Annotated in this window: 14 protein-coding genes and 2 pseudogenes; 12 read left to right on the plus strand and 4 right to left on the minus strand. The window is 57.6% G+C overall.

Features of this window, described 5'->3' with window-relative positions; all coding sequences use genetic code 11:
- Window positions 1–11 precede the first annotated feature (11 nt).
- The 8 genes and pseudogenes from JFU58_RS13350 to fic all read left to right on the plus strand — a co-directional run bounded on the left by JFU58_RS13350 (window position 12) and on the right by fic (window position 7,664).
- A complete protein-coding gene (locus JFU58_RS13350) occupies window positions 12–1,406 on the plus strand; it encodes an ethanolamine ammonia-lyase subunit EutB (RefSeq protein ID WP_003219393.1) in 1,395 nt (464 codons plus the stop codon).
- Window positions 1,403–2,251, plus strand: coding sequence for an ethanolamine ammonia-lyase subunit EutC (eutC, locus tag JFU58_RS13355; protein ID WP_076014105.1), 849 nt, complete (start codon window positions 1,403–1,405; stop codon window positions 2,249–2,251). Before JFU58_RS13350 ends, eutC begins: the two co-directional genes overlap by 4 nt.
- A gap of 92 nt (window positions 2,252–2,343) precedes the next feature.
- Entirely contained in the window at window positions 2,344–2,802 is a 459-nt protein-coding gene (locus JFU58_RS13360) for a GNAT family N-acetyltransferase (RefSeq protein ID WP_093204712.1), read from the plus strand.
- A 241-nt stretch (window positions 2,803–3,043) separates the two neighbouring features.
- Window positions 3,044–3,700, plus strand: a complete 657-nt coding sequence (locus tag JFU58_RS13365; RefSeq protein WP_008436520.1) for a DedA family protein — start codon at window positions 3,044–3,046, stop codon at window positions 3,698–3,700.
- A 6-nt stretch (window positions 3,701–3,706) separates the two neighbouring features.
- A complete protein-coding gene (locus tag JFU58_RS13370) occupies window positions 3,707–4,537 on the plus strand; it encodes a M90 family metallopeptidase (RefSeq protein WP_201140885.1) in 831 nt (276 codons plus the stop codon).
- A 93-nt stretch (window positions 4,538–4,630) separates the two neighbouring features.
- A complete protein-coding gene (gene ppa / locus JFU58_RS13375) occupies window positions 4,631–5,158 on the plus strand; it encodes an inorganic diphosphatase (RefSeq protein WP_003176323.1) in 528 nt (175 codons plus the stop codon).
- Between the two features lie 214 nt (window positions 5,159–5,372).
- Window positions 5,373–6,149, plus strand: a complete 777-nt coding sequence (locus JFU58_RS13380) for a LexA family transcriptional regulator (RefSeq protein ID WP_201140887.1) — start codon at window positions 5,373–5,375, stop codon at window positions 6,147–6,149.
- A gap of 415 nt (window positions 6,150–6,564) precedes the next feature.
- Window positions 6,565–7,664 (plus strand): annotated as a pseudogene (fic, locus tag JFU58_RS13385) (protein adenylyltransferase Fic).
- A 123-nt stretch (window positions 7,665–7,787) separates the two neighbouring features.
- Here fic and JFU58_RS13390 read toward each other — a convergent pair.
- Window positions 7,788–8,099 (minus strand): DUF6124 family protein, encoded by a 312-nt coding sequence (locus JFU58_RS13390; protein ID WP_102369971.1) that lies wholly within the window; start codon window positions 8,097–8,099, stop codon window positions 7,788–7,790.
- Between the two features lie 402 nt (window positions 8,100–8,501).
- On the opposite strand from JFU58_RS13390, the gene JFU58_RS13395 reads away from it, so the two are divergent.
- Together JFU58_RS13395 and JFU58_RS13400 are read left to right on the plus strand one after the other, a co-directional pair.
- Window positions 8,502–9,146 carry an NAD(P)H-dependent oxidoreductase gene (locus JFU58_RS13395; RefSeq protein WP_177071858.1) on the plus strand — a complete coding sequence of 215 codons (645 nt, stop codon included), beginning with the start codon at window positions 8,502–8,504 and terminating at the stop codon, window positions 9,144–9,146.
- Window positions 9,085–9,465 carry a MerR family transcriptional regulator gene (locus tag JFU58_RS13400; RefSeq protein WP_177071859.1) on the plus strand — a complete coding sequence of 127 codons (381 nt, stop codon included), beginning with the start codon at window positions 9,085–9,087 and terminating at the stop codon, window positions 9,463–9,465. The genes JFU58_RS13395 and JFU58_RS13400 overlap by 62 nt, the downstream gene beginning before the upstream one ends.
- Window positions 9,466–9,499: 34 nt before the next feature.
- Here the strand turns inward: JFU58_RS13400 and JFU58_RS13405 are convergent, their stop codons facing one another.
- From JFU58_RS13405 to JFU58_RS13415, 3 genes are all read right to left on the minus strand, one after another.
- Window positions 9,500–11,203, minus strand: a complete 1,704-nt coding sequence (locus tag JFU58_RS13405) for a LeoA/HP0731 family dynamin-like GTPase (RefSeq protein WP_177071860.1) — start codon at window positions 11,201–11,203, stop codon at window positions 9,500–9,502.
- The gene (locus JFU58_RS13410) at window positions 11,203–13,401 is read right to left on the minus strand and encodes a hypothetical protein (protein WP_201140888.1); all 2,199 of its coding nucleotides are present in this window, start codon (window positions 13,399–13,401) and stop codon (window positions 11,203–11,205) included. Before JFU58_RS13410 ends, JFU58_RS13405 begins: the two co-directional genes overlap by 1 nt.
- 330 nt (window positions 13,402–13,731) lie before the next feature.
- On the minus strand, window positions 13,732–13,968 hold the full coding sequence (locus tag JFU58_RS13415) for a hypothetical protein (protein ID WP_177071862.1): 237 nt from the start codon (window positions 13,966–13,968) through the stop codon (window positions 13,732–13,734).
- A gap of 122 nt (window positions 13,969–14,090) precedes the next feature.
- On the opposite strand from JFU58_RS13415, the gene JFU58_RS13420 reads away from it, so the two are divergent.
- Entirely contained in the window at window positions 14,091–14,963 is an 873-nt protein-coding gene (locus tag JFU58_RS13420) for a WYL domain-containing protein (protein WP_102369981.1), read from the plus strand.
- Between the two features lie 205 nt (window positions 14,964–15,168).
- Window positions 15,169–19,320 (plus strand): annotated as a pseudogene (locus JFU58_RS13425) (DUF6531 domain-containing protein); the annotation flags it as partial.

The following is a 19,320-nucleotide window of genomic DNA, read 5'->3' on the forward strand; positions in this document are numbered from 1 at the left end:
GGAGACTCTGTATGGCAAGTTTTTCCCACGCGGTAGGCGCATTGACCTACCGCTTCGACAGCCTCAAGGACGTGATGGCCAAGGCCAGCCCGGCGCGCTCCGGGGATTTCCTCGCCGGTGTTGCCGCGCAGAACGACGGTGAGCGGGTGGCCGCGCAAATGGCCCTGGCCAATATTCCGTTGAAGCACTTTCTCGAAGAAGTCTTGATCCCGTACGAAAGCGACGAAGTCACCCGACTGATTATCGACACCCACGATAAACAGGCGTTTTCCGTGGTCAGCCACCTGACCGTCGGGGGTTTACGGGATTGGCTGCTCAGCGACGCCGCTGATGAACAAAGCCTGCGCGCCCTGGCACCCGGGCTGACACCGGAAATGGCCGCCGCCGTGTCGAAGATCATGCGTGTGCAGGACCTGGTACTGGTGGCGCAGAAGATCCGTGTCGTCACACAGTTTCGCGGCACGATGGGCCTGCGCGGGCGCCTGTCTACCCGCCTGCAACCCAACCACCCCACCGATGAACCGGCGGGCATCGCCGCGAGCATTCTCGACGGCCTGCTCTACGGCAACGGCGACGCAATGATCGGCATCAACCCGGCCACCGACAGCATCGCTTCAATCTGCGCCATGCTGGAAATGCTCGACGCGATCATCCAGCGCTACGAAATTCCGACCCAGGCCTGCGTGCTGACCCACGTCACCACCTCCATCGAAGCCATCAACCGTGGCGTGCCGCTGGACCTGGTGTTCCAGTCGATCGCCGGCACCGAAGCGGCCAACGCCAGTTTCGGCATCAGCCTGAGCGTGTTGCAGGAAGGCTACGACGCGGGCCTGAGCCTTAATCGCGGCACCCTCGGGCAAAACCTGATGTATTTCGAAACCGGCCAGGGCAGCGCCTTGTCGGCCAACGCGCACTTTGGCGTCGACCAGCAAACCTGCGAAACCCGCGCCTACGCCGTGGCCCGGCACTTCAAACCGTTTTTGGTGAACACCGTGGTCGGTTTTATCGGCCCCGAATACCTGTACAACGGCAAGCAGATCATCCGCGCCGGCCTCGAAGACCACTTCTGCGGCAAGCTGCTGGGCGTGCCGATGGGGTGCGACATCTGCTACACCAACCACGCCGAAGCCGACCAGGACGACATGGACACCCTGCTCACCCTGCTGGGCGTGGCTGGGATCAACTTCATCATGGGCATCCCGGGCTCCGACGACATCATGCTCAACTACCAGACCACCTCGTTCCACGACGCGCTCTACGCCCGGCAAACATTGGGTTTAAAGCCGGCACCGGAGTTTGAACAGTGGCTGGCGAAAATGGGCATCTTCACGCAAGCCGACGGCAAGGTGCACTTCGGCAACAGCCTGCCACCGGCATTCCGCCACGCCTTGGCGCAATTGGGATGAAGAAGGAACCGCCTGTGCACATCGACACCCCGGAAAACAACGTGGACAACCCGTGGCTGGAACTGCGGCGCCTGACCCCGGCGCGAATTGCCCTGGGCCGTACCGGCACCAGCATTCCTACCGGTGCGCAGCTGGATTTCCAGTTCGCCCACGCCCAGGCGCGGGACGCCGTACACCTGCCGTTTGACCATGTAGGACTCAGCAGCCAACTGGCCGAACGTGGCCGTGACAGCCTGTTGCTGCACAGCGCCGCCGTCGACCGTCACAGCTACCTGCAACGCCCGGACCTTGGGCGGCGCCTCAGCGATGAATCGGCCCAGGCCCTGCGGGACTATGCCGAAGCCAATCCCGGCGGTGTGGACCTGGCGGTGGTGGTGGCCGATGGCTTGTCGGCGCTGGCGGTGCATAAACATACGTTGCCGTTTCTTACACGTATGGAGGAACAAACCCACGCGGAGGGTTGGTCGCTGTCGCCGGTGATTCTGGTGGAACAGGGCCGCGTCGCCGTGGCGGATGAAGTCGGCCAGTTGCTGGGGGCGAAGATGGTGGTGATCCTGATCGGCGAGCGACCAGGACTTAGCTCGCCGGACAGCCTGGGCCTGTACTTCACCTACAACCCCAAGGTCGGCCTCACCGATGCGTACCGTAACTGCATCTCCAATGTGCGCCTGGAAGGCTTGAGCTATGGCATGGCCGCTCACCGCTTGCTTTACTTGATGCGCGAGGCCTGTCGCCGGCAGTTGTCGGGGGTCAACCTCAAAGATGAAGCCCAGGTACAAACCCTCGAGTCGGATGATCCCGACCTGATGAAAGGCAACTTCCTGCTCAGTCCGCCGAAGGACTGATCCCTGCACGATTGCGCTTTTTCTCCGCTTTAGGCAGCATCGAAACACGGCCGCTTGTGTGGTCATCCCCCATTTGGAAGTTGAGGCCTGGCATGCGGATAACTCAAGCGACCCTGGAACACCTGGACCTGTTGACTCCGCTTTTCGTCAAATACCGCGAGTTTTACGGCGCGCTGCCTTTCCCTGATTCGAGCCGTGCCTTTCTGGAAAAACGCCTGCGCCGCAAGGAATCCGTGATCTATCTGGCACTGGCCGACGATGACGACAAGAAACTGCTCGGTTTCTGCCAGCTGTATCCGAGCTACTCCTCTCTTTCGTTGAAACGCGTATGGATACTCAACGACATTTACGTGGCCGAAGACGCACGCCGACAGTTGGTGGCCGACAACCTGATGCGTACTGCGAAGAAGATGGCCAAGGAAACCCATGCCGTGCGCTTGCGTGTTTCCACCAGCAGCGACAACAAGGTGGCGCAGAAAACCTACGAATCCATTGGTTTCCGGGAAGACACCGAGTTCAAAAACTACGTGCTGCCCATCAGCGATGACTGACATCTATTAACCAAACCTCATGCATCGGTTGTGGGAGCCCCCCTCCCACACTGACTCTGTGTCTACAATAAGATCGATGCCGCGACATCCCCCGCTACAAAACCAACACGCTTTTCACGACTCTATCCGTATAATGCGGACCTTTCAGGGTCGTAAGAATTACGCCACAACCTTGTAGCCCTTATTACCCGAAGCCTCCGCACAGGCCCGCTGAGCCAGGCCATTCACACAGGTGCCATCCATGGATTTCAACCCGCTCGACCTTATCCTGCATCTCGACGTGTACCTCGACATGCTGGTGAGAAACTACGGAGTGTGGATCTACGCCATTCTGTTCCTGGTTATCTTTTGCGAAACAGGCCTGGTGGTCATGCCGTTCCTGCCGGGTGATTCCTTACTGTTCATCGCCGGCGCTGTTGCAGCGGGCGGCGGCATGGACCCGATATTGCTGGGCGGCCTGCTGATGCTCGCGGCCATCCTGGGTGACAGTACCAACTACGTGATCGGACGAACGGCCGGGGAACGCTTGTTCAGCAACCCCAACTCGAAGATCTTCCGCCGCGACTACCTGCAAAAAACCCACGACTTCTACGACAAGCACGGCGGAAAAACCGTGACCCTGGCGCGCTTCCTGCCGATCCTGCGCACGTTTGCACCGTTCGTCGCCGGTATCGCTAAAATGCCTTACCCGCGCTTCTTCGGTTTCAGCGTGTTCGGCACCGTCCTCTGGGTCGGCGGCCTGGTAACCCTGGGATACTTCTTCGGCAACGTGCCGTTCATCAAGAAAAACCTGTCGCTGCTGGTGGTGTTCATCATCCTGCTGTCGCTGGTACCGATGATCATCGGCGTGTTCCGCAGCCGCTTTGGCCGCAATTCCACCGAAGCCAAGCCGCAGTAACCTGCGATGTGGTCCCTCAGCGCCTGGCGTCGCCGGCGCCTGCTGGCCAAGCACCCGATTGCCGATGAAACGTGGCAACGGGTGCGCCATCACCTGACCTTCCTCGACGGCATCACTGCCGAGCAAGACCAGTGGCTGCGGGAAGCCTGCGTGGTGTTCCTCGCCGAAAAACACCTCACCGCCCTGCCCGGTGTCGAACTGCACCAGGGACAACGCCTGCTGCTCGCCGCCCAGGCACAACTGCCGCTGATGAACCTTGGCGACCTCGACTGGTACCAGGGTTTCCACGAGATCGTGCTGTATCCCGACGACTTCCTCAGCCCCCAGCGCCATCGGGACGCCAGCGGCGTGGAACACGAATGGGACGGCGAGCACAGCGGCGAAGCCTGGCAGCAAGGTCCGGTGATCCTCGCCTGGCCCGGCGTGCTGGCCAGCGGCAACTGGGAAGGCTACAACCTGGTGATCCACGAACTGGCCCACAAGCTGGACATGCTCAACGGCGACGCCAACGGCCTGCCGCCGTTGCACCACGACATGCGGGTGCAGGAATGGGCCAGCGTCATGCAAAGCGCCTTCGACGACCTCAACCGCCAGCTCGACCGCAACCCAGACGCCGAGACTGCCATCGACCCCTACGCCGCGGAAAACCCGGCCGAGTTCTTTGCCGTCACCAGCGAATATTTCTTCAGTGCCCCGGATTTGCTGGTCAGCAGTTATCCACAGGTATACGAACAACTGAGCCACTTCTACCGCCAGGATCCCCTGGCGCGCCTGCATCAGCTGCAGGCCGCCGACGTGCGGTATCAGACTGAACGCCAAGCGCCCTACGACGTCTGACGCATGGCATCGGCGTCAGAATATGCCTATAATCGCCGCCACTTTTAGGCCAATCCGGCCATGTTTCATGGCCAACTACGGGGGCAACGCCCAATGAGCTACAGCAAGATTCCGGCTGGCAAAGACCTGCCGAACGACATCTACGTCGCCATCGAGATTCCGGCCAACCACGCGCCGATCAAATACGAAATCGACAAAGACAGCGACTGCCTGTTCGTTGACCGTTTCATGGCCACCCCGATGTTCTACCCGGCCAACTACGGTTTCATCCCCAACACCCTGGCAGACGACGGTGACCCCCTCGACGTGCTGGTCGTGACCCCTTACCCGGTTACTCCAGGCTCGGTTATCCGCGCACGCCCGGTCGGCATCCTGAACATGACTGACGACGGCGGCGGCGATGCCAAAGTTATCGCAGTACCACACGACAAGCTGTCCCAGCTGTATGTCGACGTGAAGGAATACACCGATCTGCCGCCACTGCTGCTGGAACAGATCAAACACTTCTTCGAGAACTACAAAGACCTCGAAAAAGGCAAATGGGTGAAGATCGACGGTTGGGGCAACGCAGACGCCGCCCGCGCCGAGATCATGAAGTCGGTCGCTGCCTACAAAGGCTGATACCGCTACTCGCTCTAAAAAAGCCCCGATTAATCGGGGCTTTTTTTGTGGGAAAAATATAAACATCCGAGCATTTTAATAAACGCATTTACAGCAACTGTTTAACCAACTTAGTTAACCAGTAGAACATTCCCGCAATAAGGAAACACCTACATACGGCAACTCAACGCATGGTTTATTTGATCTATTTTAACGGCCAGTAAACTCTGCGTTTATGAATACATCAGGTGATCGCTTAAGAGTGCTATTACGGGAAGTTCATCTTTCCGCTTCCGACTTCGCCAAGAACCGCGATGTTACGCCTCAACACGTAAACAACTGGTTCAAACGCGGCGTCCCCATGGGCCGACTCAACGAGATCGCAGAACTGCTGTGCGTCACCAGCCGTTGGCTGCGTACCGGCGAAGGCCCCAAACATCCACCCGTCAACTACCAACTGGACGGCCCCGATGCAGACCACTCCCACCGTATCGCCAGGGAAAGCACTGGCAACTACATCACCCACCCGGTCTCCGGCCCGGTAAAAATCGACGTGGAGATTCCCCTCCACCCCACATTCACCTCAACCGAAAGCATCCGCCTCTCCCTGCACGCCCTTGAAACCATCGGCGTAAGCCCGGAGCGGGCACTCGGTGCCTACATGGTCGGCAACAGCATGATCGACATCATCCAGGACGGAAGTACCCTCGCCATCGACTGTGGCCGCAAACAGATCATCGACGGCGAAATCTACGCGGTACAGCACGATGGAATGCTAAGGATCAAATACCTCTACAACCGCCCCGGAGGCGGCCTGCGGATGCGCAGCCACAACAGCGCCGAGCATCCGGACGAGTTTTTGACCTACGAACAGCGGCACGAGCAGAACTTTGAGATTCTGGGTTGGGTATTCTGGTGGGCGACACTGAATAACCGCCGCCCGCCGGTGCCGCTGGATGAGCATTTATTAGGCTACGAAGGCTCTAAATCGGATCTGGAGCTGGGAAATTGAGGCGAATGTGGGTATTATCCGCCGCACATTTGGTAGGGGGTTGGCGTGAAGCCGGTCCGCCCTGCCTGGCGATGCGGAGGAGTTCCCGCTGATGCCCCTTATCACTCAGGCGCGAGTCTGGGTGAACGATTTGAAGGCTGGTGAGGCTTACCAAAAATAAGCTGAACCAGTCCCCGAGAAGCCGGCCACAAGCCGGCTTTTTAATGCCTGGAAGAAATGCGCTACACCTGCCAGGCATCGAGCTATTTGAGAACGCGCCAACCGCTCCAAGGCACGCAAGCCGTCTTTTCCATCCTCAGGACATTCGCCTGATACGTCGCTAAAAGCCCGTTCCAAGAACACGTTTCGCATACCTGTCGTTACCAACGACATGACATCAAGACGTGTCGCAGAAATCAAAATATAGCGACACGTAGTGCACACATGTTTACAGCCCTACAACCAGCTTCCCACTTTGCCACCGGCAACTGTTTTGGAAACCCGTGCAGTGCTCAAACGTTGCATTGAGGCCCGCACAGCCTTGGCCGAGCTGAAGCAACCGGCGGAGTTGATCCCGAACCAGACAATGCTGATCAACACCATCCCATTGCTGGAAGCCAAGGACAGTTCGGAGATCGAAAGTATCGTCACCACCACAGACTTGCTTTTTCAGCATGCTCAGAATGGAGATAGCCATGCCGATCCAGCGACCAAGGAAGCACTGCGCTACCGCAGAGCTCTGCAGAAAGGTTATCAATCGCTGGCCGATCGCCCACTCTCCACCGGTACTGCAGTCGAAATCTGCCGCACGCTTAAAGGCGTGAACATGGATATACGCCGGGTGCCAGGAGTCCAGCTAGCCAACGACCGAACCGGCGAGATCATCTATACCCCACCGGAAGGCGAAGATCGCTTACGTGACATGCTCGCCAACTGGGAGCGCTTCCTGCACAACGAGACCGACCTGGATCCATTAGTACGTATGGCGGTTAGTCACTATCAATTCGAAGCCATTCACCCATTCACCGACGGCAATGGCCGTACCGGGCGAGTGCTCAACACCCTGTATCTGATCCAGGAAGGCCTGCTGAATCTACCGATTCTCTACCTTAGCCGTTACATTATTGCCCATAGGGCCGATTACTACCGCTTGTTGCTAGACGTCACTCGCGAACAAGCCTGGGAGCCCTGCTGTACATGCTCAGCGCCGTGGAGGAAACAGCACGCTGGACCTGTGCAAAAATTGCCGCTATTCGCAGCCTGTCCGAGCACACCTCCCAGTTTGTTCGTGAGCAGCTGCCGAAAACCTATTCCCGCGAGCTGGTAGACGTCATTTTCGAACAGCCCTACTGCCGCATCAGCAACGTCGTCGACAAACAGATTGCCCAGCGTCAAGCAGCCTCCCGTTACCTCAAAGAACTAGTCGCCATCGGCGTTCTGCAAGAGGTTCAGGTTGGCAAGGAAAAGCTCTTCATCCATCCCAAGCTGATGCAGTTACTCACTCGCGACAACAACGACTTCAAGCCATACGCCTGAGGGGACAGCTTTACTCGATGACAATCGTCTGCCGGGATCTGCGCCCCTGAGCCGTGATGATTAGCATTTGGTCAGTAGGTTGCTGACCAAATGCATCGTTACCTCAGTTTCGGCTTAGGATCCTCACCTCGGCTGCAAGCAATCCAACGCCCTATCCACCACCACCTTCGACATCTCCACCAAATGCATCACCGCCCGCTGCGCGCCGTTCAGCGGCTCGGTCGACGCCTGGGCGGTCGCCACGGCGCAATGCAGCAACTCGGCAGCATGGGCCAGCGCATCTTCGAAGCTCAGTTCGTCATCTACGGTAAAAGGGTTGGGTGAAGGCGGTACTTCAGGTGCTTTGAGGTAGTGATCGATAGCGCGCCGAGTGGCGTCATTGTCGCTGAGTAAGGCTTTACGGAACGTGGGTGGATCGGGGGTAACTTTGACCATGGTAGAACTCCTAGCAGTGAGTTAAACCACTAACCTCTCGCGACTAAACGATCAGAAGGTGGCAGCTGTACGCAGGTTAGTCGACCGGCCGCTAGGCACCGGCGCACCCGAAGGTGCCCTGCGCACAGCCACCATAAAGTGCAGGCGATAAATACCTGGCTTTGAGATGGCGCTGTACGCCTAGCGTTGTCCGGGCGACTAAACCCGATCACTGAATAAGCAGTGACGGAACGCAGACTAGTCGCGGGATTTTGCTGGCGCAAGCGCCTGGAATTCTCTAGGAAACGTCCTGCAAATGAAAGGGATCAGTCTTCCTGGCCATTCCCAATCACCGCCTCTTCTTGACTCTCCCCCTAAGGTCACACCTCACCCTGAACCCCCAACTTTCAGGACCCCACCACCATGAGCCAACGCATCCTGGTCATCCTCGGCCACCCTTCCAGCACCAGCTTCTGCTCTGCCCTCACCGACACCTACATCACCAGCGCCAAAACAGCCGGCCACGAAGTACGCGTCCTGCGCCTGGGCGATCTGACTTTCGATCCCATCCTGCACAACGGCTACAACCAAACCCAGCCCCTGGAACCCGACCTGCTCAACGCCCAATCCGACATCCTCTGGGCCAATCACCTGACGTTTGTCTTCCCCGTCTGGTGGGGTGGCATCCCGGCTTTGATGAAGGGCTTTATCGACCGAATTCTCCTGTCTGGTTTCGCCTTCAAATACCGCAAAGGCAAAGCCTTCCCCGACAAACTCCTGAAGGGCCGAAGTGCACATTTGCTGGTGACCCTGGACACGCCAGCGTGGTATTACAGGTGGTTCTACCGCATGCCCGCGCTGCATCAGATGCGCAAGACAACACTGGCGTTTTGTGGCATTCAGCCGATCAAGACGTTGCTGTTCGGGCCGGTGTTGGGCTCTACGCCAGCACACCGGGAACAGTGGCTGAAACGGGCCGGCGCACTCTTTGGGAAAAGGACTTTTCATGTACATCGGCAAAGCCGCGCAACTATCGGGCACAACCATCAAAGCGATTCGTCACTATGAGGCCATCGGCCTGTTGCCAGCGCCACAACGGGAAGGTCGTTACCGCATTTATTCCCCGCAGAGCGTCGAGCTGCTGAGTTTTATCAAGTGCGCCCAGCAGTTGGGTTTCAAGCTCAAGGAGTTGCAGGTGATTCTGCGCGGGTACCAGGGTGATGAGCTGCCCTGGCAGCGGGCTAATCGGGCCATTGCAGAGAAGAAGCAACAGTTGGTCTGTCAGATCGAGGCCCTGCAGCGGGTGCATGCAGGCCTGGTTGCGTTTGAAGAAAGTCGCGAGGGTGTATCAGGTTTTTGTCTGCCGGCTGATGACGGCCCGCCATAAGGCAGGCCGCCGGGTATCACATGAGCTTGATGTCTCAACCCACCACCGTAAACTCCGCTTCGATCACCTCTCCCATCGCTCGCCATGCGTGAAACCGCTGACGCTGTTCTTTACGTAGAGCCACGTCGCGTTTTACGCCCTCTACCGTTGCTGTCAGCTCGACAAAGTCTGCAAAGAAGGTTTCGGTGAATTTCGGGCTGTTGATCAGGGCCAGTAATTCACTGCGCTGGGTCTCGAAGTTCTTCACCATCTGGTCGAGTGCTTCGCGAAAGGCCCGTTCGCGCTTGGCTTGTTCCCAGGTATCCCAGGCTTCCATCGCGAGGCCAACCACCGCCAGTGCACCGTTGAGGCCTTTGGCAAGGTTGACGGCGCCCCAAGGTTTGAATTTGAGCATTTTGCCCAAGTCCAGGCCGACGATTTTGGCGGCACTGACAAGACCGTCCCGGGTGGCGAGGATGGTCCCATTATTGATCAGGTTACTTTTGAGTACGTAGTCCAAACCTTGCTTGCCAAAGACTTTGACCGCGCTGTTGAAGTGATTGACCTCGGCGTCAAAGCCCACTTTCATCTTGCTGACTTCAAGCGTCACGGCCCGTAGTTGACGCTCAAATTCGTTTTGCAGGCGAGTGGTCACCATGACGCCTTCACTGCCGACTTCACGCTCGAAAAAGTCAGTGAACGTTTCCTGACTGAGGCCCTTGGCCTGTAGGATCAGGTCGGCGAAATACTCACCCACAAACTGACGCAGGTTACCGCGCACGTCACCAATCTGCGCGTCGGTAGAGGTCAATTGTTTTTCCAGGCGCAGGCTCATGGTGATCAGCTTATCCACCTCCTCACCGATCTTTTCATCGTTCTGGACCGCGACGGGCAGTTGCTTGTCGAGTACGTCCCGAATGACGCTGTTCTTGGCCTCTTCTACGATTGCGATCGCACCGCCGTTGTCCTTGATCTTGCGCAACGTTGCATCTTGCAGTGTGCCAATGTGGGAAAGAACCTTGAACTCATCCAGGTTGTCCAGCCAGTACTCGGTGCCTCGGTCAAAGGGGTTGGCGGCCACCGCAATGATTGCCAGGGCATCGGCCTCGCTTGGGGTGAGGCTGATCAAGTCGCGTAGCCGCTCGGTGACATTGCGTTGCTTGATCTTGAGGTTGCTCTGGTACTCCGCCTCATCCTCCACATCCACCACTTCATCAAACCGGCTGAGTACAAAAACCGTACGCGGCAACAGGTTCAAGGTTCGGAACAACCACGTCAGGTCATCCTTGTGGCTTTCCTTGATCGGGTTGGTGGAGTTCATCACGTACAGCACCAGGTGCGCTTCGCTGACGTACTTTTTGGTGATGTCTTTGTACTTTTCGATAGAGTCGGTTTCAGCGTTGAACTGCTCTTTGAAACCGAATAAACCTGGGGTATCGATCAACACGAATTCTGAACTGACGTCATAGACTTTGACTTCGTTGGATGACTCCTGATGGCTGATATTCATGCTGGACTTATCCAGCTTCTCCATCCAGGCCGCGGCAATGGATGTCTTGCCTTCGGAAAAACCACCCACCAGGGCGATTTTCAGTTTATCGCCGGCAACGCCCTCGATAGCAGTCTGCAACTTGGCCTTGAGGTGCTGGTCAATCTGTACCCCAACGCTTTCGCCCTGCTGGAGGAAGGCCTGGAGTTTCTCGAGGATTGCCAGCGCCCGGGTCTGCTGCGCCTTGAATGCACCTAGTGTCTTTTCCATTATTTGGCACCTGCTAATTCGATTTTGGTGGACAGTTTGTTCAGCTCAGCGATGGACTTGACCAGCGTATTGTTGATTTCGCTGACTTGGCGCACCGGCTCGGCCAGGGCGTCCTTGAGGCCTTCGACTTTCTTTTCCAGTTCAGGAAAGGCATCGGCCAGGCTATCGCGCATGGAGTGGCGCAGTTGCGCAGTGATCTTGTCGAGGTTCTCGTCAACCGACTTACGCTGCTGAGCCATTTTGTAATCGCTGCTGAAAAAGCCGATGACTGCCTTGCCCGCGCCGAACAGCACCCCGGCGATACCCAATGCCAGGATCACCCAGCCTGCCGGATTCCAGAACAACAGCGCTCCGCTGCCCAGCGTGATCAGCAAGTTCTTTACCTTGAGGCCATTGTCGATGTCGATCTTCAAGTCAAACTTGGTGTCCATCCGGCCGACTCGCACCTTTGCGTAAGCTTCCAGCAACTCACTGGCATACTGTTGGAAGCGCTCGATGACGTCGGCGATATCCGCCTGGAAGCGTTGCAGCTCAGCCTCCATTTTCTTCGGCAACTGCGCTTCCAGAGTGGCCTGGCCTTCCTGTATCAGGGTTTCGAACGCAGCCTTGAAGCTGTCATTGCTGATATCACGCTCAATACGTTCGTAAATATGACGCCGAACCGTATTTTTAAACGTGTTGATCGCTTGCTCACCCTGAGTTTCCAGGCGGGTTTTCAAGCCTTTTAGGCTGATGTCCAACTGGTCGCAAGACCCCTTCACATCCTCTTTCAAACGGTCCCGCAGGGGCATGAATGATTGAAGGCGCAGCGTGTCGAACTCGTCCTTGGCATTCATGACCACCTGATTGGCCTTATTGAAGTTTGAGCGCCGGATCTTGTGTTTGTAATCGCTGACCAAGTCACCCGTCAGGACCTGATGGAACTGCTGGATATTGGTTTTATGCAGCACCTCATCCATCGTGAAGTTAGCGAGAAATTTGGCCTTGTTCTTGGCATGGGGAGAACCGGGCGGCAGGCAATCGGCAACGGCCAGGAAGGCAGGCTGTGCGCTCAGGGGAATAACCTTTTGGTAGTTATCACCCAGTTGCTCGCGCATTTTACTGTTCAGGTCATCCAGGCTGGCCAATTCGTCTGCACTTACCAAATCGCCTCTTAGCATCATCGGGTTAGTCACACGCTTATTGAACAACGTCCAGACTTCAGTTTGTGCTCCCAAGTGCTCTTTGATTTTTTCCAGGGTTCCCTTGTTGGCACCCTCGCCCTTCTGTGGCGCGGCGGCTTTGCCTGTCACATAAAAAACCGCGTGGGCCTTGCGCACCGCCGACCAAATACTGTCGATGACCTTCGCTTCCTTGCCTTCAATACCTGGCACATCAAGCAAGACGAATTGTTGCTCCCCGGAGCGAAACTCGTAATCCTGGGTATCGAGGGTGAAATCAGAACTGCCATTGCCGATGATCCCACCGTCGGCAAAGGCATCCAGCTGGTTCAGTTGCTGCTCAAGGCGCGTGCGCTCAAGCTCGGCCTCGCCTTTTTGTTGCTGGGCTTCGCGTTGCTGTTTCTTGAGGTGCTCAACCGCGTCAATACCTTCAGCTTCTGCAACATCAAGGGCCAATGCGCTGCGCGCCTGTTGATGCTCTTCCGGCAGCTTGCGAAACAGGTTCAGCAGTTTCTGCCAAAGTGAAGCGCTTGCTTTCTTGTCTGCCACCTGCTGCTGCAGGCGAGAGACTTCATCCACAAGCACGCCACGGCGATCATCGTGAAAGCGCACCAGTTCAGCGAGTTTGGACTCCAGATCAGCCAGCAACAGTTCACTGTCCTGGCTCGACTTCAGTAAGGCTGCGAAGTTTTCCTCAGTCAAACCGGCCTTCGCCTGCAGGGCTTTATATTGCGCCTGGGTTTCAACTTTGCTGCGTTCGTTAAGCATTATCCGCAGCGTTTCAATGATCGTGGACTTTCCGGCATTGGTTTCACCGTAGAAAGCGATGGTGAACTTGTCCCACTCGGCGCTCCCTTCCAGCGCAGCAATGTGTTCATTGATTTCTGCCTGAAATTGCCCCAGCACTTCACGAGTTTGGTTCTGCGCCTTGGACACTTGTTCATCTGTCGACGAGGCTCCGAGTTTTTTTAAAATCTCATCGACTTCACGAGCCACGCTCGAATAAATGTGCTTCGGGGATTCCAAATCAATACTCATCAGAGCTCTCATCGTTTCATTGAAAGAATGTCGAATCTCGCGGTAGTAACCCGCTAATGATCAATGATGTGATCACAGGATTACCGCCTTGCCGGCTGGAGAACAGGGCAACGGGGGAATAAGTCAAAGGGTAGGGAGACACGAGAAACTCCTTCTTCCGTCATCACACTGTTTTCAGAATCCATCCAAGCGTCGAGGTGCGAAAACCCGGTCCAGCGCCTTGTAAAAACACTGAGCAGCGCAGGTGCACGCGAATTTCGCCGAGGGATGCTACTTGAAGAGGTGGCGATTAGCCATCCGACTAAGGCATGCCCCTCACTCAAGGGCCACTTACTCCGTCGGGGTAGAGACCATCGTCAACGCTGCCACCCGCGCCCTTTCGGCCCGCAACGCCCGCTTCAATTCACGATTCTCCATCTCCCGGATCTTCGCCCAGCGTGTCGCGGTGCGACAGCCCATCACAAACTTCCAGATCTCCCGCAGCCGCAGATACTGCATCAACAGCACCAGCAGAATCACACCGATCAACACCAACGCACCTGTCGAAATCAACTCCGACATACCCATGTCCTTTTTCCTTTTTTTAGCTCCGGGCAATCCCGAAGACAGCCACACGATATGTAGCCTTTTATTACAGGTCCATACTGTGGACAGATACAGGTAAAGTAATGGCACACATGGGAGGGGTCATGAAACGCAAGCAATCCATTGAGCAAGTACGCTGGGACCTGGCACTTCGCTATCGCTTGATCGAGACAGTCGCCTGGTGGGAGGGGCGCCTGACCACGGGGCACTTGATCCAGAGCTTCGGCATCAGCCGGCAGCAGGCGTCTAAAGACATCAACACGTACATCAACGAGCATGCGCCCCGAAACTTGACATATGACAAGCAGCTCAAGGGCTATGTCCCGAGCAAACTGTTCAAGCCGAGGTTCATCGACGACAGCGCCAGCGCCTATTTGCACCTGCTGTACCAGAACAATGAACGAGCGCCGCACATTGAAGGGCTCGCGCTGGCCTATGCCCATACCAAAGTGTTGGAGGTGCCCGACCGCACCATTCGCCCGCAAATTTTGCGCCCGTTGCTCAAGGCCTGCCGCGAGGGGCTGCGCCTGGAAACCGAGTACGTTTCCCTGGCCAATCCGGAGCCGGAGATTCGCCTGATTGCACCTCATACCCTGGTGTACACAGGCATGCGCTGGCATGTGCGGGCCTACTGCGAGAAGAACCGCAAGTACCGCGACTTTGTGCTCAGCCGCCTGAGGGGCGAACCAGAGTTGCTGGATAAGTCAGAAAACCTGATCGGCGAAGATACGGTGTGGGAGACCGCAGTGGATCTGGTGATTGCACCGGACCAGCGATTGTCACCGACCCAGCGGGCGATCATCGAAACGGACTTCGGCATGGTCGACGGGCAGTTGGTAATCCCCAGTCGCCAGGCACTGGTGAAATATGTCCTGCAGCGTTATCAGATCGATCCGAAGAACCTGGACCCTAAACCCGAAGCCCAGCAGATCGTGGTGAAGAACCTGCAAGAGCTGAAACCGTGGCTGTACGATTGATCGACACGGGTTCCCTCCCAGCGCAATGCTGGGGGAATCGCTGCAGTCAATGAGCTGAATCGCTGTTTTACGTAGTGCCGGGCAGTAGCTTGGCACGGAAAAAATCGCCCTCCTCGTAAGCCCAATCTGATTTTCCGGACCGCTCGTCCAGGCCCCATTTTGCTGTTGCAGACTCCGACGCCTCCCCTTTGCAGAGACGTCATGGATGACTGCTTCTTCGTCCCACATTGCCCATATCGAACACGAACTGGATGGCTTTCATCAGAGCCTGGCGGTGTATCGCCAGCAGGTGGGCGCCTGGTATTCGCAAGCGCTGGATAAGGTCAGCCATGCAGCGGATTTGCCGTCGTTGCTGGGAATGGACCGAATCATTCGGGTGGGGGATTCGAGCACGTCGGTGAGCATGACCGATGACAACTTCTCGACGGTGGCGCGCTGTGAGGAAAGTGGCGTACTGGAGATCGAGAGCAAGTTCGAGTCAGTGTACGACGTGCCGCTGGGTGGCATCCCGGTTGAGGTGATTGGGCTGGATGACGGCAGTTCTACCGTCGTCATGCTCGATGAACAGGGAAAAGGCTCTCACCATTGCCTGGCCGGCCAGCGTTACCGGATACGGGTGCAAGGCGGTGTTTCGGACGAGCACGTCGAGGCACTGTTTTCGTCATACGACGGTTTGACCGCGGACCTGGAAAGCTGGCTTCGCAAGCAATGGGGTGGTTTCCGGCCGCATTGGGAAAGGTCCACTTCGAGCGCGATTGGCAATGGCGTGCTGACGGGAAGTTGGGCGGCGATCACCGGGGTGTGGGACGCCATCAAGCAGGTACAGGAGATCTTCAAGGACCCCGGCAAGCTGTTTGAAAGCCTCGGGGCGAAAGCCAGCGAATTGATGGAGCTGGCTCGCACTGCGCCAAAGGTGATGGAACAGGCGATGCTGCTGGCCAGCGATGAGGCGGCGCTGTACCTGATGTTGCGCACGGCGATGATTTGGCTGTCGGCGTTGCCCCCCAGTGAAGTTGCCGGGAGTACCGCCGAGGCGGTGGCCGGTTTTGTGGTGTCGTTGCTGATTGATTTGTTGGTGGCTGCGTTGCTGACGGTTGTTTTGCCTGCGGCGGGCATTGCTTATCTGAGTTCGCGTGCGCTCAGGTATGGCGCTCGGATTGTTGAGGCAGCCATTGAGTTTGTGAAGGGTATTTTCGGCGTTCTTCAGCGCTTTATGGGGGCAATGAATCGCTATAAGGCCGTGGCGGTTCGGGGCGCTGTGGAGGGATTGAAAAAAGGTGGCGTGCAGATGCGCTGGGGGCCGCGTCAGAACACGACGGTTCGCGAGAAAGCGCATGTCGATGATGCTCCCTCCTCTGCGAAGAACCACGGCGGTGACGCGGCCGCTCCCGCAGATAAGACCGCAACCAATGGCTGCCCGGTTTCGATGGTTACTGGTGAGGAGCTACTGACCCTCACTGACGGCTCGTTGGAAGGTGTGCTGCCGTTTGCCTGGACGCGGTTGTATCGCAGCAGTGCCGTGGAGTTGGATTGCGGGTTGGGGTTTGGCTGGAGTCATTCGCTGGCGCAGCGGTTGGTGGTGAGCGGTGAATCGGTGGTGTGGACCGATCACGAAAACCGCAGCACCACGTTCCCCCTGCCCTCTGCTGCGCGGCCAGCCATCACCAATAGCCTGGCGGAGGCGGCGATTTATCTGGGCTCGTTGCCCGATGAACTGGTGCTGGCTCAGGCGTCGCTTTTCTACCATTTCCGCAACGGGGTGCTGACGTCGATCAGCGACGCGTACGACAACCGGCTGCGCATTTCCCGAGACTATTCCGGACGAATTCAGCGGATCGATAACCATGTCGGCCAAGGATTGCTGCTGCGGTATGACCGTGGACACATCGTTGCGGTCGACTATCAGGTGCAGCGGGAACTCGGCTGGGTTACTGAGCAGAACGTTGTTGCCTACACGTACGACGATGCCTGGCGGTTGATCGAAGCGACCAACGCGGTAGGCGAAAGCGAACGTTATCGCTACGACGATCAACAGGTGATCCTGGAGCGGGAACTGGCCGGTGGGGCGAGTTTCTTCTGGGAGTGGGAACGGCCTGGCAAGGCGGCAAGGTGTGTCCGGCACTGGGCCAGTTTTTCGCAGATGGACACACGGTATGTGTGGGATGACAACGGCACTGTCACCGTACACAACGCCGATGGCAGCCAGGAAGTCTACGTCCACGACCAGCGCGCTCGGCTGGTGCAGCGGATCGATCCGGACGGCGCGCAGCACTTCAAATCCTACGATGAAAAAGGCCGGCTGACGGTCGAGCAGGACCCGCTGGGGGCGGTGACGGCGTATCAGTACGACGAAGCCGGTCGGTTGATTGCGCTGTTTCCCGGTGACGATGCACCCACGTCCTACGAGCATGACAACGGGTTCGTACGGGTTGTACGCCGTGGTGACGCGGTGTGGAAATACCAGCGTAACGATCAAGGCGATATCACCCGTAAGACTGATCCGGACGGCAATTACACCGAATACACCTACACCCAACACGGAAAGCTCAGCGGCGTCTGGTATCCGGACAACAGCAGCCAGCGGCTGATCTGGGACGAACGTGGCCAGCTCACCGAAGAGAAGCTGGCGAATGGCGGTGTGCGGCGTTATCGCTATGACGACCTAGGGCGACAGGTGGCTTGCGAGGATGAGCATGGCGCGCTGACCCAGTATCAGTGGGACGCCGTGGGGCGCTTGCTGAAAGTGATTCAGCCCGACGGCGCCACTCGCGAATTCAGCTACAACCCGTACGGAAAAATCACTGCAGAGCGCGACGAGCTGGGTCGGGTTACGCGCTACGAATATGCCGACGGCCTGCATCTGATCAGCCGTCGGATTAATCCCGACGGTACGCAGCTCAAATACCGCTACGACAATGTTCGGTTGTTACTCACCGAGATCGAAAATGAGGTTGGGGAAACCTACCGGCTTGAGTACCACGCCAACGGCCTGATACGGCAGGAAACCGGCTTTGATGGCCGCCGCACTGCCTATGTTTATGATTTCGCCGGGCATCTGCTGGAAAAGACCGAGTACGGCGACGATGGCAGTCAGCTGGTTACCGGTTATGAGCGCGATGCGGCCGGTCGTCTCGTAAGAAAAACCCTGCCTGACGGCAACAGCGTCAATTACACCTACGACCGCCTCGGCAACCTCCTCAGCGTCGACGACGGCCACTGGCCGCTGCACTACGAATACGACCTGCAAAACCGCCTCACTGCCGAGCACCAGGGCTGGGGCACCTTGCGCTATGGCTACGACGAATGCGGCCAACTCAACTACCTGCGCCTGCCCGACAACAACCGCCTGGCCTTCCACCACGACAAAGGTGGCGACCTCCGCACCGTCGAACTCAACGGCAACCTGCTCACCTCGCACCTGTTCAAATCCGGCCGCGAGCACCAACGCCAGCAAGGCCAACTCCTCAGCCACTACCACTACGACGACCAGGGCCGCCTGAGCGCCCACGCCATCACCCAACAGGAACAACGCCACCAGCGCCGCCAATACGACTACGACAAACGCGGCAACCTGACCCGCATCCTCGATCCCCGTAAAGGCCAGCACGACTACCACTACGACCCACTCGACCGACTGACCCGCGCCAACCACTCGCACGATCTGCAGGAACGCTTCGTCCACGATCCGGCGGGCAACCTGCTGATGCAAGACCGAGTCGGGCCCAGCATCGTCAAAGGCAACCGCTTGTTGATGCAAGGCGACCGTCATTACGACTACGACGCCTTCGGCAACCTCCTGCGCGAACGCCGGGGCCGGGCGCAGCAGTTGGTCACCGAATACCGCTACGACTGCCAACACCGCCTGATCAGCCGTCACCCAGCCGGACGGTACCGAGGCCAGCATATCGCTACGACCCGTTTGGACGGCGTATCGCCAAAATCCTCAACGGCCAGACCACCGAGTTTTTCTGGCAAGGCGACACCCTGATCGCCGAACACAGCGCCGATCACCACCAGAGCTACCTCTACGAACCCAACAGCTTCCGCCCGTTAGCGCTGCTGAAAGGCTACGGCCCGGAAGACGTAAAACCCTTCCACTACCAACTCGACCACCTCGGTACCCCGCAAGAACTCACCGCATCCGATGGCGAAATCGTCTGGTCCGCGCACTACCGCGCCTACGGCCAAATCGCGAAGCTGGACGTCAACACCCTCACCAACCCGCTGCGCTTCCAGGGCCAATACTTCGACCCGGAAAGCGGGCTGCACTACAACCGTCATCGCTACTACAATCCGGATGTTGGTCGCTATCTGACGCCTGATCCGGTGAAACTGGCGGGTGGGCTGAACGGATACC

This window comes from Pseudomonas sp. TH34, assembly GCF_016650865.1.
GTDB classification, from domain to species: Bacteria; Pseudomonadota; Gammaproteobacteria; order Pseudomonadales; family Pseudomonadaceae; genus Aquipseudomonas; species Aquipseudomonas yamanorum.